This window comes from Novosphingobium sp. CECT 9465 (genome assembly GCF_920987055.1).
Lineage (GTDB): Bacteria > Pseudomonadota > Alphaproteobacteria > Sphingomonadales > Sphingomonadaceae > Novosphingobium.
This window is the reverse complement of the sequence record NZ_CAKLBX010000001.1, coordinates 2,769,387-2,794,526: the sequence shown is the minus strand read 5'-3', so window position 1 is coordinate 2,794,526 and position 25,140 is coordinate 2,769,387. Positions and strand designations below refer to the sequence as shown.

The following is a 25,140-nucleotide window of genomic DNA, read 5'->3' as shown; positions in this document are numbered from 1 at the left end:
GACCGTCATTTATCATTGCTCAGGGAATAGTTTAATCGCTCGGCATGGAAAGGCCTAGGCCGTGAACCCATTAACGCGACGGTGTCTGAGCCTTCTTGATCTGTCGCACCGCCCAGATGACAATCGGAATTGTCAGAATCAGGAACACGATAAGTCGGGTGTTCCACTGCTCACCGCTGAAGAATGCGATCAAGGCAGCGGCAAAGAAGAATAGCGTCCAAGACATCCAGGGCTTCATAGGGTTCATCGTAACACGCCTTTCCTTGTTGAGCGAAAGCTGATTCAGGGACTGGATGAGCCGATATGACCTGACCGATTTCGAGTGGCGTGTGATCGAACCAATGTTGCCCAACAAGCCTAGAGGCGTGCCACGTGTCGATGACCGGCGTGTGCTGAATGGCATCTTCTGGGTGCTGCGGTCAGGGGCGCCGTGGCGAGACTTGCCGGAACGCTATGGCCCGCGCACAACCTGCTACAATCGCTTCGTGCGATGGCGAAAAGCCGGTGTGTGGGATCGAATGATGGACGCCATCACCGCCGCCCATGATGGCGATATCCAGATGATCGACAGCACTTCCATCCGGGCGCACCAACAGGCTGCGACGGCAAAAAGGGGGATCGAGATCATTGTCTCGGTCGCTCCCGAGGCGGGCTCACCACCAAAATCCACGCGGTCGTCGATGGGCAAGGCCTCCCGATCCGGCTCAGCCTGACTGCCGGGCAAAGCCACGACGGGCAAGCGGCTGACGATCTACTCAATCACGTTGGCGCCGGAACAATCGTGCTGGCAGACAAGGCGTATGACGCCGATCGTATCCGAGCGTCTCTCCGCGAAAAGGGATCGTTTGCCAACATTCCGCCCAAGGCAAACCGGAAGTCGAAACCGTACTTCAGCACATGGCTGTACCGCGAGCGGAACCTGATCGAACGCTATTTCTCCAAATTGAAGCACTTCCGCAGAGTAGCTACCCGCTACGACAAGTTGGCCGAAAACTTTCTGGCCATGGTCCAACTCGCCTCAATGCGCCTGTGGCTGCGCGTTTATGAGTCTACGGCCTAGTTTCGCAACGTCGAAGGCTGTCAGGATTTTCCAACAGGATTTTGAAGTGGCAATTTGCGTTCGTAATGCAGCGAAAGCTGGCTGCGCTGTCACCATTTGACGATCGTGAAGCGCCAATTCACTAACAGGAAAGGTGTTTGTGTGGAGTAGGTGCTCATCAAACGCTCACCCCGACAGCCGCATCCGGTCGCGCAGCACGTCGATCGCAATCCGCTCGATCTCTTCGGCGGGACGTTCGGCCACCAGCAGGTTGCCCAATGAGCGCTGCTTCTGGGCGATCAGGTCTATCGCCTGAAGCTTGTCCATGTGTTTCATCGCGATGTCCATGTCGCAGCACAGCGCAGCGCCGAGGGCTTCGACCTCTTCGGCGAGTTCTTCGAGCACGACCGCGATCTGGCGGTGGGTTGCTTGCGCCACGGGGCGGCTCCCTTCAGGAATCAGGCTGCTTCGGCGATTTCGGCGCCATCGAACAGTGCGGCAAGATTGAGCACCATGACCATGCGGTCCTCGATGGCGGCAAGGCCTTCGAGGAATGGGACCACGGTATCGCCCGATGATGTCGGCGGCGGCGGTTGCAGGGCGTCGCTGGCCAGGGTGACGATGTCACTCACCGCATCCACGATCCAGCCGCTGATCTGCGCCCCTTGCTGCGTCACGATGATCGCATGGCGCGGGGTCGGTTCGGTCGCGTGCCAGCCGAGGCGCGCGGCAAGGTCGATCACCGGCAGCACCGTGCCGCGCAGGTTGACCACGCCCGCAACATAGCTTGGTACGCGTGGCAGACGGGTGGTGGGAGACCATGCGCGGATTTCGCGGATGGCCATGATATCGAGACCGAAGACCTGGCCTTCGACTTCGAAGGTTATCAGTTCGCGCAGCATGGTGGAGGCTCCTGAAAGGCGGGACATCAGTGTGACACGCGACGGACGGCCGCGACCAGCTTTTCGGGATCGAACGGCTTGACGATCCAGCCGGTTGCGCCGGCTGCCCGTGCGCGCGCCTTCTTTTCTTCCGAACTCTCCGTGGTCAGCACCAGGATCGGGCGGTCGCGGTGGCGGCTGCCTTCGCGCAGGCGCTCGATCAGGCCGAAACCATCGAGCCGGGGCATGTTGATGTCGGTAATGACGACATCGACCTCGTTCATGGCCAGCCAGTCGAGCGCGGCCATGCCATCCTCGGCCTGCGACACGTCGAAGCCTTGTCCGGCAAGGGCATGGTTGAGAAGGGCCCGCATGGACGGGCTGTCGTCTACGGTAAGGATCCTGGTGGACTTGCTCATGGTTGGACTCACTTTTCCGATCAGAACAGTTCGACGTCGCCTTGGGCGACAGCCGGGCGCGGGGTGGGTTGAACAGGGGGGGCGAACCGATCTTCCACCGTGCGGAGGCGGACCTGGCCCGAAGCAGGGCGGAAATCGACGCGGCGGGCCTGAGTGCCGCCAAGGTCTTCGCGCAGCAGCATGATGCCTTCGCGCCGCAGGAATTCGCGGGCGAAATCGGCATTCATCGAGCCGATCTTCATCATGTTGCGGTTCACGTTTGCCCCGCCATAAAGGTGCGCCCGCAAGTTGTATTTGCGTGCCCCTTTCGAGAGCATTTCGTTGACCAGAAGTTCCATCAGATAGACGCCGTAATGCTCGTCAACCTGCGTACCCGGCGTGTTCGCGGGCGGTTCGGACAGCAGGAAATGATTCATGCCGCCGATGTGTGCTTCAGGATCATAGAAGCAGGTGGCGACGCACGATCCGAGCACGGTCGAATATTCGATGCCAAGGCTGGCGCTGGCAAGCGCCTGCCCCTGCATCACGGTGACGCGTTCAATCGGCGGACCGTTGGATATGGGCTGCTGATAGCTCATGTCAGGCCGCCTTGCTGAACAGATGGCGCGCGATGGAGCCGAGCGGGGCGACGACATTGGCCGCGCCCAGACTGATCGCAGCGCGCGGCATGCCGAACACGGTGCAGGTGGCTTCGTCCTGCGCAATGGTGTGCGCGCCCTTGCGCGCCATGGCCAGCAACCCCTGCGCGCCATCGGCGCCCATGCCGGTCAGCAGGATACCAACTGCGCGCGCACCAACCACTTCGGCAACCGAGGAAAAAAGGACATCGACACTGGGCTGATGGCCCGAAACCGGATCGCCAGGGCGCAGTTTGCAATGAAAGTTGTTCGATCCACCGATGGAAAGGTGGCGCTCGTCACCCGGTGCCAGATAGACGTGGCCCGGCTTCAGCGGCAGGTCGGGTTCGGCAATCAGGATGCGCGGCGGGCATGACTGGTCCAGCGTCCGCGCCACGGCGGGCGCAAAGCGCGCATTGATATGCTGCACGATCACCGTTGGCGGACAGTCGGCGGGAAAGCTGCCCAATACGGTCTGCAGCGCCTCGACGCCGCCGGTGGAGGAACCGATCGCGATCAGTGCCGGGCGCTCGATCAGTGATCCGCGCGCTTCCTGGGCCACCCGCTGCACGGTGGGAGTGCGTGTGGAAAACTGAACTCTCGATGCCTCGCGGATCATCTGCGCCAGGCGCCCGGCATCGTCGAGACCCGCCCCGCCGCCCGATTTGGCGTAGCAATCGACCGCGCCGAGCGCGAGCACACGGGCCGACATCTCGTTGCCCTGCTGGGTGGATCCTGAAACGATGATGACCGGCGTGGGTCGCAGTTCCATGATCTTGGCAAGGAAATCGAGACCGTTCATGCCGGGCATCTCGATATCCAGCGTGACGACATCGGGGTCCAGTTCGCGGATCATCTGGCGCCCTTCGGCGGCATTGGCCGCAGCCGCCACCACTTCGATGTCCGGCTCCTTGCCCAGCCGGTTCATCAGGATCGCGCGCATGGTGGGCGAATCCTCGACGATTACGACACGAATGGTCATGCTGGCCTCTTGCGGTAAATGGTGGGACCCATGGTCGATAGTTGCTCCATCGCAGGGCCGGTCACGCGTTCGGAATGGCCGATATAGAGCCACCCTCCGGGCACGAGCTTTTCGGCAAAGCGCGCGACAAGCCGTTCCTTCGTGGGATTGTCGAAATAGATCATCACGTTGCGGCAGAAGATCACATCGAATTGACCCTTCATTGGCCAATCCCCCAAGAGGTTGAGCGTTCTGAACCGCGCAAGCTGCTGAACTTCGGACGCTATCGTCGCTTCGTCGCCCGCCAATTGCGTCCAGTTGCGGCGCAGCGCGTCGGGCACCGGCTTGAGGTCTTCGGCGCGATAGGTCGCGGCGCGGGCCTTGGCGAGCGCATGAGTGGCGATATCGCTTGCCAGCAGGCGCAAGTCGCGCCGCGCAATGTCGTTGCCCTCGGCCTTGTCGGCTCCCAAAAACGTCATCAGCAGCGACCATGTCTCTTCACCGCTGGAAGAGCCTGCGGACCACAACCTGACCTTGCCGCCGCTGCGCAGCCGGTCGACGAAGCCCGGCCGCACATCCTGGGCAAAGTGTTCGAAATGGTGTGCTTCGCGGTAAAAGAACGTGTGATTGGTGGTCAGCGCGCAGATCGCCTTCTGGCGCTCGGCGGCATCTTCGCGGATGCGCATGACATAGGCGCCAAACGTGGCGCAGCCGCTGTTGCGGACCAGCGGTGCCAGGCGCGAATAGACCAGCATCGCCTTGCCCGCAGGCAGCACGATTCCGGCGTCGGCATGCGCAATTTCGCTGATCGCGCGAAAATCGGCTTCGTCATATATGCCGGGGCTGACGCCGGGCATCGACGCATCGAGGGTTTCGTGCAGGCTCATGCGGCTTCTGCCAGGGCCGAACCCGGATTCTGGGCTGAAGCAAGTGTGCGCGAGACCAGACTGTCGACATCGACGATCAACGCTACCCGCCCGTCCCCAAGGATGGTCGCCCCGGCCACGCCCTCGACCGACCGGTAATGCGTATCAAGGCTCTTGATGACCACCTGCCGCTGATCGCAGATCGCATCGACGAGCAGGGCGGCACGGCCCGCGCTTTCCGTTTCGACGACAATCAGCACACCGTCCTGCGGATGGGTCGCTGCACCGATCGCCCCCACGGACGCACTCAGTGGAATGACGGGGATGAACCGTCCGCGTACGTTGATCATGCAACGGTTGGCGCCAAGGCCCTGCACTTCATCGGGTTCGGGGCGCAGGCTCTCGACCACGTTGGCGAGCGGCACCACCAGCGTCTGATCGCCGACATTGACGACCATGCCATCGGATATCGCCAGTGTCAGCGGCAGGGTGAGCGTGAACGTCGTTCCCGATCCGGGTTCGGATTCGATGGTGATGCGTCCGCCCAGATCCTTCACGTTCTGGCGGACCACGTCCATGCCCACGCCGCGGCCTGATACATTGGTCACCTGCTGTGCGGTGGAGAAGCCCGGTGCGAAGATCAGCAGGTCGATCTCTTCCTTGGTCAGGATCGCTTCGGGCGCAACCAGGCCCTTTTCGATAGCCTTGCCGAGGACCCGCTCGCGGTCGATGCCCTTGCCGTCATCGCTGATGCGGATCAGGATGCGCCCCGAACGGTGCTCGGCCGATAGCGTCAGCGTTCCTTCGGCGGGCTTTCCTGCGGCGATCCGCTCATCTGCCGGTTCGATCCCGTGATCGACCGCGTTGCGGATAAGGTGAGTCAGCGGCTCGCCCAGTCGCTCGATCACGGTCTTGTCCAGTTCGGTACTCTCGCCCGAAACTTCGAGACGGACATGCTTTCCGGTAGACGATGCCAGTTCGCGCAGGATGCGCGGAACGCGGCTGAATACCGAACCGATCGGCTGGGCACGGATCGCCATGGCCGATTCCTGAATATCGCGGGTCAGGCCCTCGATCAGGGTCATTTCATCGCTCGCGCCAAGGCCGTCGCTTGACAGGCGTTGCGCCATCATTGCCTGCGCGATGACCAGTTCGCCCACCGCGTCGATCAGCTTGTCCAGCTTGAACAATTCGATACGGATGGATTGTCCGGGCGCAGGTGGAGCGGGCGGGGCCTGCGGCGACCGTGGGGAGGCCGCGTCTTCAGGAAGTGCAGCGGGAAGGGATTCGGCGTCAACAGGTACGGCACGGTTGGGTGCGCTTGACGCGTTGACCGGAACAGCAGGGGCAGGAGCAGCCGCTGCGGGCGCGACTGGGGCAATCGGTGCAGGATAGCGAACGGGCGGAATCTGTGCGCCATCGCCGAATGCGAGCGAGCAATCGTCACCCACAAAGTCGAAAATGTCGCGCACAGCCGCTTCGCTCACGTCCACCGGGAAGCTGAACACCCATCCAAGGTAACCAGTGCCCGGATCGAACGAATCAAGCGGTGGGACCGAGGCCACATCGCAAACGGCGCAGACACCGCCGAGGTCGGCCATTTCGCGCAGCATGAGCAGTGGCTCGCTGCCATTGCGCATGGCGGCGGCGTGCGGGCGCAGACGCATTTCCCAACGTGGCATTTCACCGGCAAGCGCAGGTTCGCCGATCTCGCCGGAAATATCGTCGAGCAACGCGTCGAGGTCAAAATCGAGGTCGAAGTCATCGTCTTCGCTGCTGCTGGTGGTCGTCGCGGCAACAGGTGCAGGCGTTGCAGCAGGTGCCGCAACTGGCGCGGGTGCGGCACCGGCGTTGGCGGCCATCGCGGCGGTCAGTTCGGCTTGCAGTGCGGCATCTTCGGGTGGTTCTGTGCCGTCACGCGCAGCGGTGACGTGATCGCTCAGGGTATCGAGCGCGATCAGCATCAGATCGATCAGCGGCTCGGTAATTTCGACAGTGCCGTCGCGCACGTCGGACAGCAGAGTCTCGAACGTATGCGTGAAGGCTTGCAATGCGCCATAACCGAATGCGCCAGCGCCGCCCTTGATCGAATGCACGCCCCGGAACACCGCGTTGACGGTATCGCTGTCCTGTGTGCCTTCCTTGCAGGCAGCGAGGCCCTGTTCGGCGGCGGCCAGCGATTCTTCGCATTCGGCAAAGAAGATGGCCTGGATTTCCTCGGCGGTCATGCGTCGGTCCCTGCAAAGAGTTCGTCGGTAAGCCCGGCAAGAGCGGCCGTTTCGCGCAGGGCGGGCGAAGGTTCGATTACCGCGCCTTCACCTGTCTGCCGCGCGCTGACCAGCAATTGCAGCATCGCCTGCCCCACTTGCTGGCATTCGCGCGCATCGATGCGAAGCGGCCCTGAACCGAGCGCGGCCACGAGTTCGGGCAGCAATGCTTCGGCAGCAGCGCGGTCGCACCGGGCTGGCAAGGATATCGACGACATCGGACGAGTGCCCCTCGGATGGATTGAACCGGAGCCGGACAGGTCCGGTCGCGGTGACTGTGATCCACCTGATAAGCCACGATGACGAAGGTCGGCTTTCGCGCTTGCTAGGGTGAGATACGTAAGGTGCAGCACATGAATTCCTTGCCCCTGCACGACTAGGAGGAGGATCGCAGGCGCAATCGCGCCCGAAATAGAGGTTCCTGGCAAGATGCACGAAGCAAGGGTTCTGGTGGTCGATGACTCTGCAGCAATGCGGGCATTGTTCGCGGACATTCTCGATCAGGCGAAAAATGTAACCGTTGTCGGCGCTGCCGCCAGCGCTGCCGAGGCGCGCGATCAGATCATTGCGCTGCGGCCCAATGTCGTCACGCTCGACGTCGAAATGCCCGGAATGAACGGGATCGAATTCCTCGCGGAAATCATGGGCACCGCGCCGCTGCCGGTGGTGATGCTGTCGAGCCTTACCCAGGCCGGTACGGAAACATCGCTGAAAGCGTACGAGCTGGGGGCAGTTGAGTGTTTCCCCAAGCCTTTGAAGGCAACGCCCGAACAGTTCACCAAGACCGTGGGCAAGCTGGGCAAGATCGTGCTGGCCGCCGCCAACAGCAACGTCAAGGATCGCCGTGCCCCGCGCGAACACAAGGCCGCCGAAACCAATTTCGAATGGAACGGGCACATTGTTGCGCTGTCCGCCTCGATGGGCGGTATCGATGCCCTGACGCAGATCCTTTCCTATTTTCCCGAAAAATGCCCGCCGACCGTCATCGCGCTCAATGCCGAACCGGCGGTGGTCGAAACCTTCATCAAGCGCATGGACGCCGATCTGAAATGTGCGGTCAAGGCCGCCAAGGATGGCACACCATTGACGCAGGGCACGATCCACATCGCCTTCGATCCCGATCTGCATGCCGTGATCGAACCGGGCACACCGCCCAGGCTGCGCCTGATCGATCGCGATCCGGTGGAAGGCATGCGTCCTTCGGCCAACCTGCTGTTCGGATCAATTGCAAAAGGATCGGTGCCCGCAGCCGCCGCTGTCCTGACCGGCATGGGCAGCGACGGCGCCAAGGGCCTGAAGCTCATGCGCAATTCGGGGTGCCGCACATTCGCGCAGGATCGCAATACCGCCATGGTGGCAGAAGCGCCCACCGCAGCCATCGAAGCCGATGCTGCGGAAACGGAACTGCCACTGGATGATATGGGCGCCGCACTGATCGCCAGCTGCAACAGCGCCTGACATCGAATGTTCCCTGGAGTTTCCCGTGCCGCACGTCCCCGGCGGCGCGGGAAAACAGAAAGCCCGGAAAGCCATATCAAGGCCTTCCGGGCTTTCTGTGCGGATGGACCGAGCGGAGGCTTCGCAACAACTGTGCGGGTGATAATCCCGCTCGGCACCGTAAACTTCAGCACCGTCATCCTGAACTTGTTTCAGGATCCATGGTGCGGAACTGACTGCCGCTTTTGGGAATGGATGGACCCCAGATCAAGTCCGGGGTGACGAAGAAAGTATCGCCTTATGCGGGCGGGACAATCGCAAGCTTATGCAGCTATGCTGCGCAACATGGCTTCGCGTATCTCGGTAAAATCCTGACGGATTTCGGCCAGCTTGGCAGCGTTGAACCGCGTCACGCAATCGAGGATCGCATTGCGCGCCGATTGATACATCTGCACCAGCGCCTGCGCGGTCGGGTTGGCCATGTCGATGCCCATCTGCAGCGCGGTGAGCGCGGCAACCGCGCGGGTGAGCGCCGCGCTCTTGGCGGAATTGTCCTGCCGTTCATTGGCATGAAGCGCGCGGCCGACCGATCCGATGACCTGTTCGAGGCACAGGTCGACCAGCTGGCGTGAATCCGCGCCGCAGACACGCGCGTCGAAATCGACCCGGCGATAGGCTTCCGAAGGATCGTTGCGATGGTGCAGCATCAGTTATCGCTCGAATTCCAGGCGTCGATCTGCGCCTTGAGGAAGGAGAGGGTGGATTGCGAGCCTGAGACCCGCGTGTCCATGACGGCAAAGCGCGAGACGAGGCGCTGGCGCATGTCTTCCTGCTTTTCCGAAAGGCTGGTCGATTTCTCGGTCACGGTTTTCTGCAACGCAGTGTAGCGAGTGATCGAACTGCCGAGCGAGGCACCCTCGGAGGTAGACGAGGCTGCGCGCGCGATCTTGTCGACCGTTGCATAGACGCCGAAGACTCCCGTGGTCCACATTGCGCCAGCGGCTTGGGGGCTGTCCTTCAGCGTCTTGGCAAGCCGGTCGGCATCCATCGTGAAAGTGCCGTTGCGCTCCACCTTCAGGCCAAGGTCGCCCAGCGTCGATGGTTCGCCATCGGCCGCATTGGGCATGACCTTGGTTCCGGCCAGCGTGATCAGCGCGGTGCGCAAGGCGCGGGCACCGGGATCGTTGTTGAGATCGCCGGCGGTCTTGTCCGTCGCCGTATTGAGCTGCGCGGCGACCTCGTTCAGCGCATCGACCAGATCGGTCACGGCAGTTGAAATGTTGCCCGAAGGATCGCTGAAGGTGATCGTCGTCGGCGCGCCGACATTGGTGCCGGTCAGCTTGAGGTTCACGCCCGCCACCGCATCGTTCACGGTGTTGCTGGTCGAGGTATAGCCCACGCCGTCAATATTGTACGCAGCATCCGTGGCTGTGGTCTTGAGACGGGTCAGGTTGGTGGCGGGCGTCCACGCCAGATTGGCAAGCCCCTCGTTACCGACAGTTTCGGTCGCTTCGATCACGAAGCCGCTGGTCGCGCCTTCCTTGCCCTTGAGCACCAGTTGCGCGCCCGATGTTCCGTTGGCGACATAGGCGCTGACGCCGGAATTGGAGGCGTTGATCGCGCTCGCCACATCGGCAAGCGTCGCGCCGCTGGCAATCGTGATATCGACTGCCGCCTGCGCCGTATCGGCGGTGAAGCTGCTGCCCGAAACCGTGCCGAAGCGTAAAGTCAGCGTGCCCGATCCGACGGTGGATGTGGACGCGGGGTAGGCCGGCGTCAGCAGTTTCTGTGCATTGGCAAGGCTGGTCACTTCCAGCGAATAGGAACCGCTGCCGGTAGCCGTGCCCTTGGTCACCGACGCCACGCTGGCATTGGCGATGGACGGCGTCACTGCAAGATCGCCGGTGCGGATCAGCGAACCGATCGAACTCGAAAGCGTCGACATCAGCGATTTGAGATTGGACGCGCTGGAAATCTGCGCGGTCAGTTTCTCGTTCTTGGCGGTGAGCAGATCGAGCCGCGTCGCGAATTGCGCGGCGGCAAGCTGTTCGGCCAGTTGTGAGGTGTTGATGCCGCTGCCCGCGCCCAGCGTCGATATGATCTGGGCGGTTGCCGAAGTCGATGCGGTGGACGAGGTTGTAGGCATGGACTCTAGGACGGTTGCGCAAGCGCAGGGTTAAGGCGTGCGACCAGCTCCGGGCGTCCTTCTGCGTCGAACCGCATGTGCATCGGCACGTCGATGGCCGGAAGCGCCGGTGCATCGCCGCGCTTCAATGACATCACGAACGCCAGCACCACCGCAACGGCGGCGTAGAGGTCTTCGCGGATCACCTGGTTTTCGCGCGTGGTGAAATAGACAGAGCGTGCCAGCGGCGGGATTTCCAGCGTCGGTACGCCTATTTCAGCGGCCAGTTGACGCATGGCCAAAGCCTTTTCGCCGCGCCCCTTGGCCAGCACGACGGGGGCGGGCGCGATTTCGGGATCATAGACCATCGCCACCGAGAAGTGGCTGGGGTTGGTGATCACGAATTGCGCCTTCAGCATGGCCGATTGCATCGCGCCCATCGCGAACTGGCGCTGCTTCTGCCGGATCGCGGCCTTCTGTTCGGGCGATCCTTCGGATTCCTTGGATTCGTCCTTGACCTCCTGCAACGTCATGCGCAGGCGGAAGAAGCGGCGCAGGAACTGGATCGGGAAATCGATCAGCGCGATGATCAACAGCCCCGATGCCAGCGCGAACGCCAGCGAGACTATCGCATCCCATGCCATCACCAATTGCCCGTGAATGTCACCATGGCCCAGCCCGATCAGCTTCGAAAGTTCGCCCGAAGCCCAGATCCAGGCAATCGTGCCCATCAGCGCCAGTTTGGCCAGACCCTTGCCCAGTTCGATCCAGCCTTGCGCGCCGAACATGCGCTTGAGACCCGATAGCGGATTGATCCGCGAAGCCTTGGGCGCAAGGTTGGCCGGAATCCAGCGGCCGTCAGACATGCCGATCTGCGAGAATACGGACGATGCCAGCACCAGTCCGCCCAGCACGAAAACCGGCGGCAGCGCCGCAATCATCGCGCCGATCAGCAACTTGCGCGGGGCGAAATCTTCTATCGCCGCGCGGTCCATCGTCAGAGATGTGCGCAATGTGTCCTGCATTGCATCGAATACCCACGGCCCGGCAAATTTCAGCCACACCGCGCCGACCAGCACACCCACCGCCGTCGCCAGATCGCGCGAGCGCAGAACGTCGCCATTTTTCGCAGCGTCCTTCTTGCGCTTCTCGGTAGGGGCAAAGGACTTCTCGCCCTCGGTCTCGGCCATGAAGCGGCTCCCCTATCGCGCCAGCAGCGCGGCAGCCTGCGCCACCGCGCTGGCGGAAAGGTCGATCATCAGATCGGTCAGCATCGGCGCGGCGGCGATCAGCGCGGCAAGGCCTGCCAGCACACCCGCCGGAAGGCCCAGCGAAAACAGGTTGAGCGCCGGGGCCGAGCGGCTGATGATCCCGGTCGTCACCTGCACCAGCAGCAGGATCAGCGTGACCGGCAGCGCGATCAGCAGCGCGGTGACGAACATCGTTCCGGCAAACTGCGTCATCAATTCAAGCCGCTCCGGCGCCAGCCACGCAGCCCCCGGCGGGAACGCGCTATAACTTTCCACGATCAGCGCAATCCAGTTGAGATGCGCCCCGGTGCCAAGGAAGATCACGGTCAGCACCACGGCAAAATACTGGCCCAGCGCGGGCGAACTGGCACCGCTCACCGGATCGGCGGCGGTCGCCATCGACATGCCCATCCCGCCGCCGATCAGTTCGGCGGCCAGCGTCGGCGAAGCGAAGGTCAGTTGCAGGACAAAGCCCAGCGCCAGCCCGATCAGCACTTCGTTGGCAACGCTCAGCATTCCGGCAAGCGAAAGCAGCGCAGGCGGCGCTGCAACCGGCGTCCAGCCGCACACCATCAGCGCGATGGCCCCGGTGGCGATCACGCGCACCTGATAAGGGACGCTTGCCATGCCGAATAGCGGAGCGGCCAGCATCGCCGCGCCGATCCGCGTCATCACGAACACGAAGCGCCAGAAATCGGCCTCAAGCGCGCCAAAGCCGAAGTTGACCTGAAGCATCGATCAGCGCCCGGTCAGCGCGATCTGGTCGAAGATTTCCTTGGTGAAATCGCCGACAAGGCCCAGCATCGCCCCACCGAACAACACCAGCACCAGCGCGGTCACGGCCAGCTTCGGCACGAACGTCAGCGTCTGTTCGTTCACCGAGGTTGCCGCCTGGATCACGCCGACGACAAGCCCGATGGCAAGCGATGCCAGCAGCACGGGCGCGGCGACCAGCGCGGTGATCCACAACATGCGGTCAGCCAGCGAAAGCAGGGATGCGGTATCGTCCATCAGATATTCCTTTTCCCCTCCCGTTCATCCTGAGCTTGTCGAAGGGGGGAGGGGTTAGGGGTGGGCTGTTCTACCCAAAACTCGCGGCAAGGCTGCCCATCAGCAGCGCCCAGCCATCGACCAGCACGAACAGCAGCAGCTTGAACGGCAATGACACGATGGTCGGACTCATCATCATCATGCCAAGGCTCATCAGCACGGACGATACGACAAGGTCGATCACCAGGAACGGCAGGAACAGCATGAACCCGATCTGGAACGCCGTTTTCAGTTCGCTGGTGACGAAGGCGGGCAGCAGGATCGAATAGGGCACGTCGGCGGGCGTGGCGAATTTCGGTGCCTTTGCCATGGTCGAGAACATCTGCAGATCGCTTTCGCGCGTCTGGCGGATCATGAACCCGTGGAATTCGCGGCCACCATTGATGAAGGCCTGTTCCGCGCCGATCTGGCCTGCGGAATAGGGCTGGATCGCATTGGCATTCACCTTGTCCAGCGTCGGTCCCATCACGAACAGCGAAAGGAACAGCGACAGCCCCACCAGCACCTGATTGGGCGGTGATTGCTGCAGACCCATCGCCTGCCGCAGGATCGAGAGCACGATCAATACGCGGGTGAAGCTGGTCATCATCAGGATGAGCGAGGGCAGGATCGTCAGCAAACCCATGACCAGCAGCAACTGCAGCGAAAGCGACAGCGAACCGCCGCTCTGCGCGCCCGACATTTGCCCGAACGCACGGTCCAGCGCGCCGGAAATCGCGGCGGGTTGCTGCACCGGAGCCACCGCTGCCATCGCGTGATGGGGCAGCAGAACGAGCGCGGCCGTCACTGTGGCAAGAAGGGGCCTCATCGTGCGTCCTCCGCTTCCACTTTGGGTTGAACGGGGGGCCGGGCAGGCGCTTCAGCCAGCCGGACGATGCCGTTCTTGCCCGCCGAGACGAGAATCTCGCGCCCATGGAATTCCAGCACGGCCAGCCGCAACGTGGGGCTGAGCATCTGCGTTTCCACGATCCGCACCGATTTTGCGCCATTGCCGCCGGTGAACTTGCCTTCCATGCGCTTGGCAAACTTCAGGCTGGCCCAGGCAAGCCCGCCGATCAGCGGCAGCAGCACCAGCAACTTGAGGATGTACCAGAACATCAGGCCGCATCCCCCTTGGCGGCCTTTTTCGGCGCGGGGGCGGGGATGGCGTCGGGTTCGGTGCCGAGCAGTTCGACGATGCGCAACCCGAAGCGGTCGCCCTGCGCCACCACTTCGCCACGCGCGATCAGCTTGCTGTTGACCATCACGTCGAGCAGTTCGTCGGTCATACGGTCCAGCGTCACAACCGACTCTTCGCTGAGCGAGAGCACATCCTTCAGCTTCATGTTCGTGCGGCCAAGTTCCACGGTCAGGCGGACATCCACATCCTTGAGGAAATCGAAACCACGGGGTTGAAAGGTCATTGGTCGGGCCTCTTTTGGGAATGTCAGGAAAGCTGGCTGATCTGGATGGCAACGCGATCATCCAGCGCGCCGATGGAGCCGTGCGCGCAAGGCTTGCCGCCGACGATCAGCGGCACGCTGCGGGCGATCGGCACGGACAGCACCTGACCCACTTGCAGCGTCGAGATCGTCGCCAGCGGCAATTGCATGTCCACCAGTACGGCGGTCACTTCGATGGGCAGGTCGGCGAACGGGGCTTGCGTGGGGCTGCCGGGGCCGCGCGAGGGTCGCGTCGGACGGGGACTGGTCTCGCCATGCGCAAAGACTTGCGCCAGCGTTTCGATGGGGAAGGCGAGCGCTATCGACCATGGCATGCGCCCCTGTTCGAGTATGTTGAAGGTGAGCGCGGCGATCTGCGTATCGGCGGGCATGGCCTGAAGGTTGGCGTGCGCGGCCTCGCGCCGCACCGCGCGGATCGTGCCGCCGGTCGATCCGCCCAGCGCCAGCGCCAGGCACGTGGCGATGATCTGCTCCACGCGGCCGATCATCAGTTCGGCCGAAAGCGGAAATTCCTTGGGCAAGGACGATGGAGTATCGCCGGGACCGCCGAATGCGCGGTCGAGCAGCCGCAGCACGTTTTCGCCCTCGATCGTGGCGACGAACGGCGCTGATCCGATATGGAACAGGCTGTTGGCGGCAAGGCGCGGGATTTCCGAACAGAAATCCTCATAGTCCGTCTGTATCGGCTTCATCGGGTTGATCTGCGGTTCAGACCCGCCCAGCAGCGGCGAAATCGCGCCGCGCAGGGTGCGGGCCATGCGTTCGCTCACCCGCGCCAGCGCAGGCACAAGATCGCCCACGCTGGGGCCGGGACGCAGCAGGACCGGATCATGCCGGGCCAGGGCACGTTCGGCGATGAAGGCGCGTTCTGGTTTCATGGGATGGGTGCAGGCTTTCGCGGTTACTGGACGATGAAGGACTTGAAGTAGACCGCGTCGACTCCGCCGAAGCCTTCGTTGTCGGTCAGCACCTTGTTGATTGCGGCGGTCAGGCGCTTCTGCAGGCGGTCCTTGCCGATGGGCGAATAGACGTCCTCCTCTGGCGTATCGGCAATCGCGATCAGCACGGCAGAGCGGATTGCCAGTTCGTGCTTCTTCATCCACAGCACCACGCGGTAATCGCGCCGGGTGGATGCGGCGATGTTGACTTGCAGCAGCCCTTCGGAATCCCGCAGGTTCGATGTGAAATCTTCGGGGAAGTTGTAATAGACGGTGCGGAACTCGCTGCCGCCTTCGCCGTCCGTATCGGCCCCGCCGCCTTCTTCACCTTCCTTGGCAACAGGGGCGAACGGATCGACCTCGCCTTTGCGGATCAGCTTCGGGTTCTTGTCTTCCTTGACTTCGGCATGGCCGCCGCCGCCGATCACACCTGCCGCAACCAGCCCGAACACGCCGCCGCCGCCCACGCCCAGCAGGCCGACCGGCATGAGAATCTTCATCATGCCGCCGCCCTTCTTCTTCTTGGGCTTTTCTTCCTTGTCGCTCATGCGATGTTCCTCAGGGTTCGAATGTCAGGGTGTCAGGCGAAGATGCCGCCGGAGGTGCCGGTGTCATCGGAATGGCGAATGGCGTCGCGAAGCTGCGGTGCTGGGCGGTCTGGTGTGGCGGTACGCTGGTCCTGACTTTGGCTGTGCGGCTGGCGGCCGTTTTCGCCCTGCGCGCTGTTGCCGCCACTGGCCTGCGATGACTGACCGCGCGGCGTGTCCGCAGATGTCTGGGCGGATGCCGCCTCGTTTGATGCGGTGACGGCGCGGGCAAATCCGGGATCAGCGCTGCTCATCGCCACTGCAAGGCCGCCGTCATCCTGTTCGAAGCGCATCGAAACGCGTCCGAAATCGCTATGCGTCATAGAAATGCGGACGGCGTTCGGCGATGCCTCCTCGCGCGCACGGTTGAGCGTGTCGACCAGGGTGGCGAAGTCGATCCGTTCAGGCCTTTGTTCTGCGCGGCTCACCGGCGCCGAATCCTGCTGCGGCGCCAAGTCGCCCGTGCCACGCTGGGGCAGCGGTGCGGCAATGTCGTGCGCGGTCTCTGGCACGAACGGTGTCTTGTCGGCCTGATCAAGTGCAGCGGCGACGCGCGCTGTGGCGTTGGCCGCTGGTGCTGGCTCCGGTGATGGAGCCACCGCCTCCTGTCCTGCGGGGCCTGCGCGGGACGGAGCCACCGGGCGCACACTGCGGCTGTTCAGGGCGTTGCTGGCGGTAGTCGAAAGACGCGCTGCCGCGATCTCGGTGTTTTCCTCCGCAGGCTCTTCGCGCACGAATGCCACATCTGCCGGCGCAAGCTCGATCTCTGCCGCCTGAGCCACCGATACCGCTGACGCGAGCGCGGCTTGAGCAATGGCGGGGCGTTGCAGCGCTTCAGGGTTCGGCAAGGCGGGCCGGGCAGCGTCAGCCTGTTCGGCCAGCCTGACGGTCGAGCCGGGCCGTGTGGTTGCGAGTGGCAGTGGAGCAAGCCGTTCGGGAGCGGCGAAAATGGATGCGATCAGCGCGGGATCGGGCAGGGTTACTCCCAGGGGGACGGCGGACAACTCCGGCTGGGCCGTACTGCTCTCGGCAAGACCGTCATCGACCGGCTGGTTCGCCAGACCGGCAAGGGCGGCAACCGGCCTTGCCGCATCCGGCAAAGTCTTGCCGGTTTGCGGCAAGGCGGTTGCCGTCAGTTCGGTCATTGCCGATGGAACAGGGGATTGCGCTGCTTGAAGCGTCAGCAGCGCATCGAACGCGCCCGCTGCCGCCAATTCCGCCGATGCGCCTTGGGCGCCGGGGTTTTCCGTAACAAGCGCATTGGGCATAACGGTAGAAAACGGAGCGGTGGGCAGGGCAAGGGCAGCAGGATCGAACATCGGCAAGGCTCCGTCGCGTGGGCGTTAACCTTGTCTATTCAAGACCCGTGCCAGTTGCCTTGCGAGCGCTGAGCGGTGTTGTTGCACCGGCGATTTTCTGTGCGATCAGGCGGGCTTGCGCAGCGGCGCGTTCTTCCACCGCGGCGCGGCGGCGTTCGGCTGCTGCGGCTTCCTGCGCCTTGGCATCGGCAACCACTTTGGCGTTGGCAGCATCGGCGCGAGTGCCGGTGGTGATCCGGTCAAGCCCCGCCACGAAGTGCCGCAATTGCTGCAATGCATGGGCATCGGGCATTTCCGTCCGGGCTGAATATTCGGCGGAAAGGCGTGTCGTGCGCTCGACCAGTCCCTGCAACTGCGCCAGTGTGCCCTCGGCCTTGCCCGCTTCGGCAAGCGCGGTGCGCCGCGCAATGTCGCGGATGCGTTCAAGCCGTTTCAGCCGCGCAAGCCGGGCGCGCTCGGCCTTCATCCGCCCATCAGCCGGATGAGCGCGGCGGTGGAATCATCCATCGGCACGATCTCGCGCTGCGGCTGGCTGATGAAGCCGCTCAAGGCTTCGTGCATCACGATGGCTCGGTCCAGTTGCGGATCGGCCCCGCTGCGATAGGCGCCCATCAGCACCAGATCGCGGTTCGCCTCGTAACTCGCCACCAGCGCGCGGAAAGTGCGCGCGGCGGTTTGATGATCAGGCGCGGTAATGTCATTCATCACGCGGCTGAGCGAGGCCGCAATATCGATGGCGGGATATTGCCCGCGCTGCGCCAGATCGCGCGACAGCACGATGTGCCCGTCCAGGATCGACCGCGCGGTATCGACCACCGGATCATCCTGATTGTCGCCATCGGCCAGCACGGTGTAGAGGCCCGTCACCGAACCGCCGCTTTGCGCCGAATTGCCTGCTCGCTCCACCAGCTTGGTAATCGTGGCCAATGACGATGGCGGATAGCCGCGCGCTGCGCCGGGTTCACCTAGCAGCAGCGCTATTTCGCGCCCGGCGTGGGCCACGCGCGTCAGGCTGTCCATGATCAGCAGCACCCGCTTGCCCTGTGCGCGGAAGTATTCGGCAAGGCTCGTCGCCAGCATCGCGCCCCGGATGCGCAAGTTCGGCGCATGATCGGCAGGCACGGCCACGATAACGGAGCGATCACGCTTGGCCCCGTGCATGTGCCGTTCGACAAAATCCGAAACCTCGCGCGCGCGCTCACCAATCAGGCCAACGATCACCACTTCGGCCTCGGCCCCATGCGCGATCATGTCGAGCAGCACCGATTTGCCCACGCCCGATCCCGCCATGATGCCGATGCGCTGCCCGATGCCGAACGCGGTCAGCGCATTCAGCGCGCGCACCCCGGTATCGAAGCGTTCGCGCACGGGGGAGCGGTCCAGCGCTGCCGAGCGCACCCCGCCCGCAGGCCATTCCTTGCGGTGATGGATCGCGCCAAGCCCGTCTATCGGCTTGCCCTCGCCATCGATGGCGCGGCCAAGGAACGCCTCGCCCACCGGCAGCAAGCCGGGGCGGCCTTCGGGACGCACTTTTGCGCCGGGGCGCAGCAGCACCGGATCGCCGAGCAGCATCATCAATGTGCGACCGTTGCGGAAACCGATGGTCTCGGCGGTCAGCGATCCCGATCCGTGCGCGATGCGGCATTGCGTGCCGATGGGCACGGACAGGCCGGACACTTCCAGCATCCCGCCGTCGCATGCAGCCAGCAGGCCAAAGCGCGGCGGGGTGAAATCGGGCTGTGCCAGCGCGTAATCGTCCAACGCGCGTTCAAGAATGTTCAGCACTGGCGCAGCGCCTCGGCAATCGCCAGTCGCCACTGGTCGGGACCGTCCTCGACCCCGCCCTGAGCGCCTTCCACCCGCACCGCGCCGCGTTCCAGCGTGGCATCGGGGATGAAGTGCCAGTCTTCGGGCAGGCGCGCGGCCACCAGCGCGATGTCTTCGGGGTGCAGCCGGATCACCCGTTCATCCTGCGCGCGCGCCAGCATCGCAGCGGCCACTTCCACGCGGCGGGCAAGTCCATCGGGGTCAATCGCCGCAGGCGCAATCGCCGCCTCGCACAAGGCCTCGACCGTTTCGCGCAGCCGGTCCTTCAGGTCTGCCTCCATCGCGGCATCAAGCCTTGCCAGCGACAGTTCGATCTTCGCGCGCGCGGCTTCCTGCTCGGCAATGATCTGCGCCGCGGCTTCCTGCGCTTCGCCAAGACCTCGTGCGTAGCCCTCCGCCCAGGCCTCGGCGACGGGATCGTGTGGTTCGCTTTGCTCGAACGCCGGTTCCGGTTCTGCAGGTGGCGGCGCAGGCGCAGCCATAAGGTCGCGGAAGAACCGCCGGTCGCGCGCAAAGCCGGCCGATGCAGCGCCAAGGTCTGCCAAAGATAGCGCCCGTAGCGGTTCAGACATAATCGTCGTCGCCCGCACCGAACACGATCACGCCTTCGGCAGCGAGGCGTCGGGCGGCGGCGACCATGGCCTTCTGTGCCTCGATCACTTCGGCCATCTTCATGCGTCCGCGCCCGGCGATTTCGTCGCGCACACCATCGGCAGCGCGCGAGGACATTGCCCGCAGGAACACGTCGCGCTGCTCTTCGGGAATGCCCTTCAGCGCGGCAATCATCGCATCGTTATCGACCTCGCGCAGCAACGCGCCCATCGATTTGTCGTCCAGCACGAACAGGTGCTCGAACTTGAACATCTCGTTTTCGATGGCCTTGGCCAGTTGTTTGTCCTGCTTGGCGATTTCGGGCATGACCCGCTTTTCAACCGTGCGCGCCGATGCGTTGATGATGTCCGCCGCTTCGCGCGGGCCGCCCATGGCAAGCGCCGCCTGCCCGTGGCATTCGCCGATGCGTCGGTTGAGGATTTCTTCCAGCATCGCAATCGCCTCTGCCGCAACCGGCCCCAGCGTGGCGATGCGATGCACCACCTGGCTCTGGTTTTCGTCGGGCAGGGCATGCAGCACCGCTGCGGCTACTTCGGGATCGAGTTGCACCAGCAGCACGGCAATCGCCTGCGGATGTTCGTCGCGGATCAGCGGTACGATCACTTGCGGGGTAAGCCACCGCGCGAGTTCGATGGTGGGGGTTCGTGACGGATCGTCAGGCACGATGCGCTGCATCAGGCTGTCGGCCTTCACCTCCCCCACCGCGCGCGTCATCAAAGAGCGCACCTGCCCGACGCGATCATGCGCAATCAGGCCCAGCCGCTCTGTCTTCTCGACAAACCCCGCGATGGCCTGCGCGATGGCAACCGGGCCGATTTCGCCCAGCGCGCACATCTTCTCGCCCAACAGCCGCAGTTCGGCGGGTTCAAGCTGGGCAAGGATCTGCGCGGCCTGATCGTCTTCCAGCAGCATCACCATCACAGCGGCGCGTTCGGGATCGGAAATGATCGGGGCTTCGGCCAAATTTGCAAAGGCAACTTCGCTCATGCTGCGGCCTCCTTTTCCTCTTCAGGGGTGTTGAGCATCTGCTTCAGCGCGACGAGCGCATTATCGGGCTTTTCGACGACAAGCCGCTGGGCAAGGCTCACCTGCCGCGCCAGCGCTTCGGGATCGACCTTGCCAGTCTCGGCATTCTGCGCGGGCTGCAAAGCTTCGGCCATTTCATCGGCGGTAATCGGTTCGGGCGCTTCGGCATCCGCGTCTTCGTCACCGGCGTCATCATCCTCGGCGGCTTCACCTTTCTTGCGTTTTTTCGAAGGCTTGGCTTCATCGGCAACCGCCGGATCGCGCTTCAGCGCCTTGATCAGCGGGCGCACACCCAGCAGCAGCACCAGCAGCACCGCAATCAGCGCCACGGCATTGCGCAGGATCGTGGCGAACCACGGCGTTTCCCAGAACGGTGCGGGTTCGACCTCCACCGGCTTGAACGCGCGGACCTGCACTGCCACCTGATCGCCGCGCGCCGGGTCTGCGCCCACGGCGGCGCTGACCAGTTGCTTGATCGCCTCGATATCTGCGGGCTTGGCCTTTGCCATCGTCTCGGCACTCAGCGCGACGGCGACCGACAGGCGTTTGATCTTGCCCGGCGTCTGGTTCGAAACGGCAACCTCGCGGCCCAATTCATAGGTCTTGGTGGAACTCGATTCACCATTGGCGCCCGGCGCTCCGGCGGCTGGGGGTGTGCCCAGCGGCGCGCCTGCCTGTGCGGTGGTGGCCGGCGGCGGCGTATTGGCCGTCACCCCCGGTACGCCCTGCGCGGGGGCCGCATTCGCCTGTTGCGAGGCGCTTTGCGTTTCGGAACGCACGACGCCCTGCTTGTCATAGCTTTCGCGCGCCGAAGTCACCTGATCCATGTCTAGATCGACCTGGATTTCGGAAGAGAAATTGCCATCGCCCAGCATCGGCGTCAGCAATTGCGACACTTGCAGGCGCAGCTTTTCTTCCATGCGCTGCTGCAATTCCAGCCGATCACCATCAACACCGTTGGCTTCTGACAGCAGCCGTCCATGCTGATCGACCACGCGCACAGCGTCGATGGACAGACCCGGCACTGAACCGGCGACAAGGTTGGTGATAGCGCGGACCTGGCTTTCCGACAATTGCCGTCCGCGCGCCAGTTTGACCATCACCGATGCCGTCGGCGCGACATTTTCGCGCACGAACACCGATTTTTCCGGCTCGGCCAGATGGACGCGGACGCCCTCCACCCCGTTGATTTCCATCACGGTCAGTTCAAGTTCCCGCTCGCGCGCGGCTTGCAGGCGCTGCCCTTCAAGGCCGCGGCTTGCGCCCATCGGCAACTTGTCGAGCATCTGCGTGCCGGTTTCAGGCGTCGCCACTGCGCCATCGGCGGCGGCGGCCATGCGCGCCCGGTAGAGATCGTCTTCGCCCACGCTGACCGCGCCGGTCGCGTTGTCGATGGTATAGGGGATCGCCGCCTTGTCGAGGCTGGCGACCACTTCGCCGCGTTCGCTGTCAGACAACTGGCTGTAAAGCATGCGCTGCGGGGCAGGGGCCATGGCCATCCACAGCACCCCGGTCAGGCCCGCAGCGGAAACGCCCGCAAACCACGGCAAAGTGCGGCGCACGGCAGGTTGGCCAAGAAACGTCTTTGCGCGCATCCCGATGCTGCCGCCGGCAGGGTCGGTCAGCGCGCCAAAGCCTGAGGGCGAAGAGGGATCGGTGTCAGCCATTTATCAGACTCCCATCCGCATGATGTCTTGATAGGCGTTCAGCAGCTTGTTGCGCACTTGCAACGTGGCTTCGAAGGCGACACCCGCCTCCTGCCGCGCCAGCATCACCTTGGCGACATCGACCACTTCGCCCTTTTCATAGGCTTCGGTGATGGCGCTGGATTTCTGCTGGGTGGCGTTGACGTTTTCGAGCGCACCTTTCAGCGTGTCGGTGAAGCTGCTGCCCGCCCCGCCGGTTGCTGTCGTCCCCTGCGTGGCGTCAGGCGTCTTGACCTGCTGGAGCAGTTGCGATCGCTCCATGATCTGCTGGCGCAAGGCCATGATGTCCTGGATGCCGGAAGCGCGCCCGCCGATGCCGGATATGCCGCTCATCGCCGGGCACCCACAGCCCGGCCGTTGACTTCAATACCTGCCTCACGGAAACTGGCGAGGCGATAGCGCAGCGTACGCTCGGATATGCCAAGCTGGCGGGCGGCGGCAACCCGGCTGCCGTTGCAGGCATCAAGCGTTGCCAGGATCGCGCGGCTTTCCGAAATCTGCACGATGTTCGAAAGCTTGCCGTCTGCTACGGTTGACGCCGCTTGCACAGGCTCCGAAATCAGACGGGCCGTGCGGTCGAATACGATATGTTCAGGACCGATCACCGGCGCATCGCCCGCCAGCACCAGCGCGCGGCGGATCACGTTCTCCAGTTCGCGCACGTTGCCCGGCCACGAATGCGCAGCCAGCAGCGCCAGCGTCTCATCCGCAATCCACGGGGCCTGCCTGCTGTGCCGCAGCACCATGGCAAAGGCGAGCGGGGCAATATCGTCAGGCCGCTCGTTCAGTGGACGCAGGGCAAGGGGAAACACGTTGAGGCGATAGAACAAGTCGGCGCGGAAGCGTCCTTCTTCCACTTCCAGCGGCAAATCGCGGTTGGCGCAGGCGATCACGCGCACGTCCACCTTGATCGGCTGGGTTGCGCCCAGCGGCACCACTTCGCCTTCCTGCAGCGCGCGCAGCAGCTTGGCTTGCAGCGTCAGCGGCATCTCGGCAATTTCGTCGAGCAACAAGGTGCCGCCATTTGCGGCACGGAAGAAACCTTCGCTGGCGGCATTGGCTCCGGTGAATGCGCCCTTCTGGTGGCCGAACAGCAGCGCCTCCAGCATCGCTTCGGGCATGGCTGCGCAGTTGATCGCAATGAACGGCTTGTCCTTGCGCGATGATCGTTCGTGGATGAACCGGCTCAGCACTTCCTTGCCGGTGCCGGTGGGGCCGTTGATCAGCACGGGGATGTCACTGGCGGCAATGCGCTCTGCCAGCGCCAGGATGGAAAGGCTTTCAGGGTCTGCGGCAATCGGCGCGCCGGGGCGGGCGGCCGATGCCAGCAGCGCGGCAAGCGCGGCTTCGCCCGCACCATCGGCATAGCGCAGTATGGTCTGGCGGCTGCCGGGCGTACGTTGCAGGGCGGGTGTCGGTGACCGTTCAAGCAGTAAGCTCATCCGCCGTGGATCGGTGCCGACGCCCTCGAAAGCGTCCGCCAGCATCACTTCGCCGTCCGCGCCATAGCTTGAAAGCACCGCCGCCGCGCGCTGTACCAGCGCTGCATGTGCTTTTGCCGCCGCATCCGTGAAGCGAAGTGCCCCGCAATCGCGAATCATTTCAAGACCCCTGTTAACCATCAAATCCGAGGCTCTTGTTTCGCGCGTAACCGACAAACAGGTTGAAACTTTAAGGGGGCGGGAAACCCCTAGGGCCAATACTTATGTGCGGCAGTCTTTTGCCGGGGGCGGGCTTAATTGCGGCGGGGGTTTGCCGGTCTTTGTCCTGACAGCCGCGTTCATCCAATGTGATCCGGCAGTCCATTCGGGAACGACATCACCCAACCGGAGACTGGAATCATGGCGGTAATCAACACCAATATCAGCGCGATCAAGGCGACCAATTCGTCCAACTCGGCTAACAAGATGCTCGGCATGGCGATGGAACGCCTGTCGACCGGCAAGCGCATCAACAGCGCCAAGGACGACGCGGCAGGCCTTGCCATTGCCACGACGATGACCTCGCAGATCAAGGGCATGAGCCAGGGCGTCCGCAACGCCAACGACGGCATCAGCCTTGCACAGACGGCGGAAGGTGCACTGAACGAAGTCAGCAACATGCTGCAGCGCGTTCGTGAACTGGCCGTGCAGTCGAAGTCGGCCACGTACCAGCAGACTGACCGTGATGCGATGCAGTCGGAAGTTGCCAACCTCAACGCGCAAATCTCTGACGTGCTGACCAACACCAAGTTCAACGGCAACAACGTGTTCGCAGTGGTCGGTGCGGCCCCCGCCGCCGATGGTTCGGACGATGCCACGTTCGACATTCAAACCGGCGCCAACACGACCGATACGGTCACCATCGTCAGCAAGGCGTTCGACGGCACCAAGATTTTCGGCGGTACAGACGTGGCTTACGATCCGGCCTCGACCACCCAGGCGCTCGATGTATCGGATGCGGCGGCGGCATCGACCACCATCGATAACGTGGACTCGGCTCTGGCCAACGTCAGCTCGACCCGTGCGACGCTCGGTGCTGGCCAGAACCGCCTTGAATCGGCAGTCAACAACCTGAACGACAACATCACCAACCTGTCTGACGCCCGCAGCCGCATCGAAGATACCGACTATTCGTCGGAAACCACGGCAATGGCCAAGGCCCAGATCCTGTCGCAGGCATCGACGGCGATGATCGCACAGGCCAACCAGAGCCAGCAGAACGTCCTGTCGCTGCTGCGCTAAGACCGGAACCGACAACCGCCTGCCTCCACCAGGCGCGCGTCACCAGCC

General features: G+C 63.5%; 30 protein-coding genes. 3 read left to right on the top strand and 27 right to left on the bottom strand.

Features of this window, described 5'->3' with window-relative positions; translation table 11 throughout:
- Nucleotides 1-70: 70 nt before the first annotated feature.
- Nucleotides 71-238 (bottom strand): hypothetical protein, encoded by a 168-nt coding sequence (locus tag LUA85_RS13640; protein ID WP_231466483.1) that lies wholly within the window; start codon nucleotides 236-238, stop codon nucleotides 71-73.
- A 55-nt stretch (nucleotides 239-293) separates the two neighbouring features.
- Here LUA85_RS13640 and LUA85_RS13635 point away from each other — a divergent pair.
- Nucleotides 294-1,060 (top strand): IS5 family transposase gene (locus LUA85_RS13635; RefSeq protein WP_231466484.1). Its coding sequence is split into 2 segments (ribosomal slippage): nucleotides 294-606 and nucleotides 606-1,060, totalling 768 coding nucleotides; the frame shifts between segments, so codons are not numbered across the junction.
- Nucleotides 1,061-1,225: 165 nt separating this feature from the next.
- Here LUA85_RS13635 and LUA85_RS13630 read toward each other — a convergent pair.
- Genes LUA85_RS13630 through LUA85_RS13595 form a run of 8 tightly spaced genes read right to left on the bottom strand, consistent with a single transcriptional unit; the run spans nucleotide 1,226 to nucleotide 7,268 of the window.
- Entirely contained in the window at nucleotides 1,226-1,477 is a 252-nt protein-coding gene (locus LUA85_RS13630; protein WP_231470828.1) for a hypothetical protein, read from the bottom strand.
- Between the two features lie 20 nt (nucleotides 1,478-1,497).
- Nucleotides 1,498-1,941 (bottom strand): chemotaxis protein CheW, encoded by a 444-nt coding sequence (locus LUA85_RS13625; protein WP_231470827.1) that lies wholly within the window; start codon nucleotides 1,939-1,941, stop codon nucleotides 1,498-1,500.
- Nucleotides 1,942-1,967: 26 nt separating this feature from the next.
- On the bottom strand, nucleotides 1,968-2,339 hold the full coding sequence (locus LUA85_RS13620; protein WP_231470826.1) for a response regulator: 372 nt from the start codon (nucleotides 2,337-2,339) through the stop codon (nucleotides 1,968-1,970).
- A 20-nt stretch (nucleotides 2,340-2,359) separates the two neighbouring features.
- Nucleotides 2,360-2,917, bottom strand: coding sequence for a chemotaxis protein CheD (locus LUA85_RS13615; RefSeq protein WP_231470825.1), 558 nt, complete (start codon nucleotides 2,915-2,917; stop codon nucleotides 2,360-2,362).
- A gap of 1 nt (nucleotide 2,918) precedes the next feature.
- Nucleotides 2,919-3,938, bottom strand: coding sequence for a chemotaxis response regulator protein-glutamate methylesterase (locus LUA85_RS13610; protein ID WP_231470824.1), 1,020 nt, complete (start codon nucleotides 3,936-3,938; stop codon nucleotides 2,919-2,921).
- Nucleotides 3,935-4,804: a protein-glutamate O-methyltransferase CheR gene (locus LUA85_RS13605; protein WP_231470823.1), complete on the bottom strand. Its 870-nt coding sequence runs from the start codon at nucleotides 4,802-4,804 to the stop codon at nucleotides 3,935-3,937. The genes LUA85_RS13610 and LUA85_RS13605 overlap by 4 nt, the downstream gene beginning before the upstream one ends.
- Nucleotides 4,801-7,011: a chemotaxis protein CheA gene (locus tag LUA85_RS13600; protein WP_231470822.1), complete on the bottom strand. Its 2,211-nt coding sequence runs from the start codon at nucleotides 7,009-7,011 to the stop codon at nucleotides 4,801-4,803. Before LUA85_RS13600 ends, LUA85_RS13605 begins: the two co-directional genes overlap by 4 nt.
- Nucleotides 7,008-7,268, bottom strand: coding sequence for an STAS domain-containing protein (locus LUA85_RS13595; RefSeq protein ID WP_231470821.1), 261 nt, complete (start codon nucleotides 7,266-7,268; stop codon nucleotides 7,008-7,010). Before LUA85_RS13595 ends, LUA85_RS13600 begins: the two co-directional genes overlap by 4 nt.
- Nucleotides 7,269-7,479: 211 nt before the next feature.
- On the opposite strand from LUA85_RS13595, the gene LUA85_RS13590 reads away from it, so the two are divergent.
- Nucleotides 7,480-8,508, top strand: a complete 1,029-nt coding sequence (locus LUA85_RS13590; RefSeq protein ID WP_231470820.1) for a chemotaxis protein CheB — start codon at nucleotides 7,480-7,482, stop codon at nucleotides 8,506-8,508.
- Between the two features lie 302 nt (nucleotides 8,509-8,810).
- Here LUA85_RS13590 and LUA85_RS13585 read toward each other — a convergent pair whose 3' ends face one another.
- From LUA85_RS13585 to LUA85_RS13500, 18 genes are all read right to left on the bottom strand, one after another.
- Entirely contained in the window at nucleotides 8,811-9,194 is a 384-nt protein-coding gene (locus tag LUA85_RS13585) for a flagellar protein FliS (protein WP_231470819.1), read from the bottom strand.
- Nucleotides 9,194-10,633: a flagellar filament capping protein FliD gene (fliD, locus tag LUA85_RS13580; RefSeq protein ID WP_231470818.1), complete on the bottom strand. Its 1,440-nt coding sequence runs from the start codon at nucleotides 10,631-10,633 to the stop codon at nucleotides 9,194-9,196. The genes LUA85_RS13585 and fliD overlap by 1 nt, the downstream gene beginning before the upstream one ends.
- Nucleotides 10,634-10,638: 5 nt before the next feature.
- Entirely contained in the window at nucleotides 10,639-11,802 is a 1,164-nt protein-coding gene (locus LUA85_RS13575) for a flagellar biosynthesis protein FlhB (RefSeq protein ID WP_231470817.1), read from the bottom strand.
- A gap of 12 nt (nucleotides 11,803-11,814) precedes the next feature.
- A complete protein-coding gene (gene fliR, locus LUA85_RS13570; protein WP_231470816.1) occupies nucleotides 11,815-12,597 on the bottom strand; it encodes a flagellar biosynthetic protein FliR in 783 nt (260 codons plus the stop codon).
- Between the two features lie 3 nt (nucleotides 12,598-12,600).
- Nucleotides 12,601-12,873 carry a flagellar biosynthetic protein FliQ gene (locus LUA85_RS13565; protein WP_231470815.1) on the bottom strand — a complete coding sequence of 91 codons (273 nt, stop codon included), beginning with the start codon at nucleotides 12,871-12,873 and terminating at the stop codon, nucleotides 12,601-12,603.
- 70 nt (nucleotides 12,874-12,943) lie between these two features.
- The gene (gene fliP / locus LUA85_RS13560; protein ID WP_371823690.1) at nucleotides 12,944-13,720 is read right to left on the bottom strand and encodes a flagellar type III secretion system pore protein FliP; all 777 of its coding nucleotides are present in this window, start codon (nucleotides 13,718-13,720) and stop codon (nucleotides 12,944-12,946) included.
- Complete coding sequence (locus LUA85_RS13555) at nucleotides 13,717-14,010, bottom strand: flagellar biosynthetic protein FliO (protein ID WP_231470814.1); 294 nt, start codon at nucleotides 14,008-14,010, stop codon at nucleotides 13,717-13,719. The genes fliP and LUA85_RS13555 overlap by 4 nt, the downstream gene beginning before the upstream one ends.
- Nucleotides 14,010-14,315, bottom strand: coding sequence for a flagellar motor switch protein FliN (gene fliN, locus LUA85_RS13550; protein ID WP_231470813.1), 306 nt, complete (start codon nucleotides 14,313-14,315; stop codon nucleotides 14,010-14,012). Before fliN ends, LUA85_RS13555 begins: the two co-directional genes overlap by 1 nt.
- A gap of 23 nt (nucleotides 14,316-14,338) precedes the next feature.
- On the bottom strand, nucleotides 14,339-15,232 hold the full coding sequence (locus tag LUA85_RS13545) for a FliM/FliN family flagellar motor switch protein (protein WP_231470812.1): 894 nt from the start codon (nucleotides 15,230-15,232) through the stop codon (nucleotides 14,339-14,341).
- Nucleotides 15,233-15,255: 23 nt separating this feature from the next.
- Complete coding sequence (fliL, locus tag LUA85_RS13540; RefSeq protein ID WP_231470811.1) at nucleotides 15,256-15,840, bottom strand: flagellar basal body-associated protein FliL; 585 nt, start codon at nucleotides 15,838-15,840, stop codon at nucleotides 15,256-15,258.
- A gap of 32 nt (nucleotides 15,841-15,872) precedes the next feature.
- On the bottom strand, nucleotides 15,873-17,198 hold the full coding sequence (locus LUA85_RS13535) for a hypothetical protein (RefSeq protein WP_231470810.1): 1,326 nt from the start codon (nucleotides 17,196-17,198) through the stop codon (nucleotides 15,873-15,875).
- 34 nt (nucleotides 17,199-17,232) lie between these two features.
- On the bottom strand, nucleotides 17,233-17,664 hold the full coding sequence (locus tag LUA85_RS13530) for a hypothetical protein (RefSeq protein ID WP_231470809.1): 432 nt from the start codon (nucleotides 17,662-17,664) through the stop codon (nucleotides 17,233-17,235).
- Nucleotides 17,661-18,983, bottom strand: coding sequence for a FliI/YscN family ATPase (locus tag LUA85_RS13525; RefSeq protein ID WP_231470808.1), 1,323 nt, complete (start codon nucleotides 18,981-18,983; stop codon nucleotides 17,661-17,663). Before LUA85_RS13525 ends, LUA85_RS13530 begins: the two co-directional genes overlap by 4 nt.
- Nucleotides 18,977-19,597, bottom strand: coding sequence for a FliH/SctL family protein (locus LUA85_RS13520; protein WP_231470807.1), 621 nt, complete (start codon nucleotides 19,595-19,597; stop codon nucleotides 18,977-18,979). Before LUA85_RS13520 ends, LUA85_RS13525 begins: the two co-directional genes overlap by 7 nt.
- Nucleotides 19,590-20,624, bottom strand: a complete 1,035-nt coding sequence (gene fliG / locus LUA85_RS13515) for a flagellar motor switch protein FliG (protein WP_231470806.1) — start codon at nucleotides 20,622-20,624, stop codon at nucleotides 19,590-19,592. The genes LUA85_RS13520 and fliG overlap by 8 nt, the downstream gene beginning before the upstream one ends.
- Nucleotides 20,621-22,330, bottom strand: coding sequence for a flagellar basal-body MS-ring/collar protein FliF (gene fliF / locus LUA85_RS13510; protein ID WP_231470805.1), 1,710 nt, complete (start codon nucleotides 22,328-22,330; stop codon nucleotides 20,621-20,623). The genes fliG and fliF overlap by 4 nt, the downstream gene beginning before the upstream one ends.
- A gap of 3 nt (nucleotides 22,331-22,333) precedes the next feature.
- The gene (gene fliE, locus LUA85_RS13505) at nucleotides 22,334-22,702 is read right to left on the bottom strand and encodes a flagellar hook-basal body complex protein FliE (RefSeq protein WP_231470804.1); all 369 of its coding nucleotides are present in this window, start codon (nucleotides 22,700-22,702) and stop codon (nucleotides 22,334-22,336) included.
- Entirely contained in the window at nucleotides 22,699-23,970 is a 1,272-nt protein-coding gene (locus tag LUA85_RS13500) for a sigma-54-dependent Fis family transcriptional regulator (protein ID WP_231470803.1), read from the bottom strand. The genes fliE and LUA85_RS13500 overlap by 4 nt, the downstream gene beginning before the upstream one ends.
- 240 nt (nucleotides 23,971-24,210) lie before the next feature.
- On the opposite strand from LUA85_RS13500, the gene LUA85_RS13495 reads away from it, so the two are divergent.
- The gene (locus LUA85_RS13495) at nucleotides 24,211-25,092 is read left to right on the top strand and encodes a flagellin (RefSeq protein WP_231470802.1); all 882 of its coding nucleotides are present in this window, start codon (nucleotides 24,211-24,213) and stop codon (nucleotides 25,090-25,092) included.
- Nucleotides 25,093-25,140 lie beyond the last annotated feature (48 nt).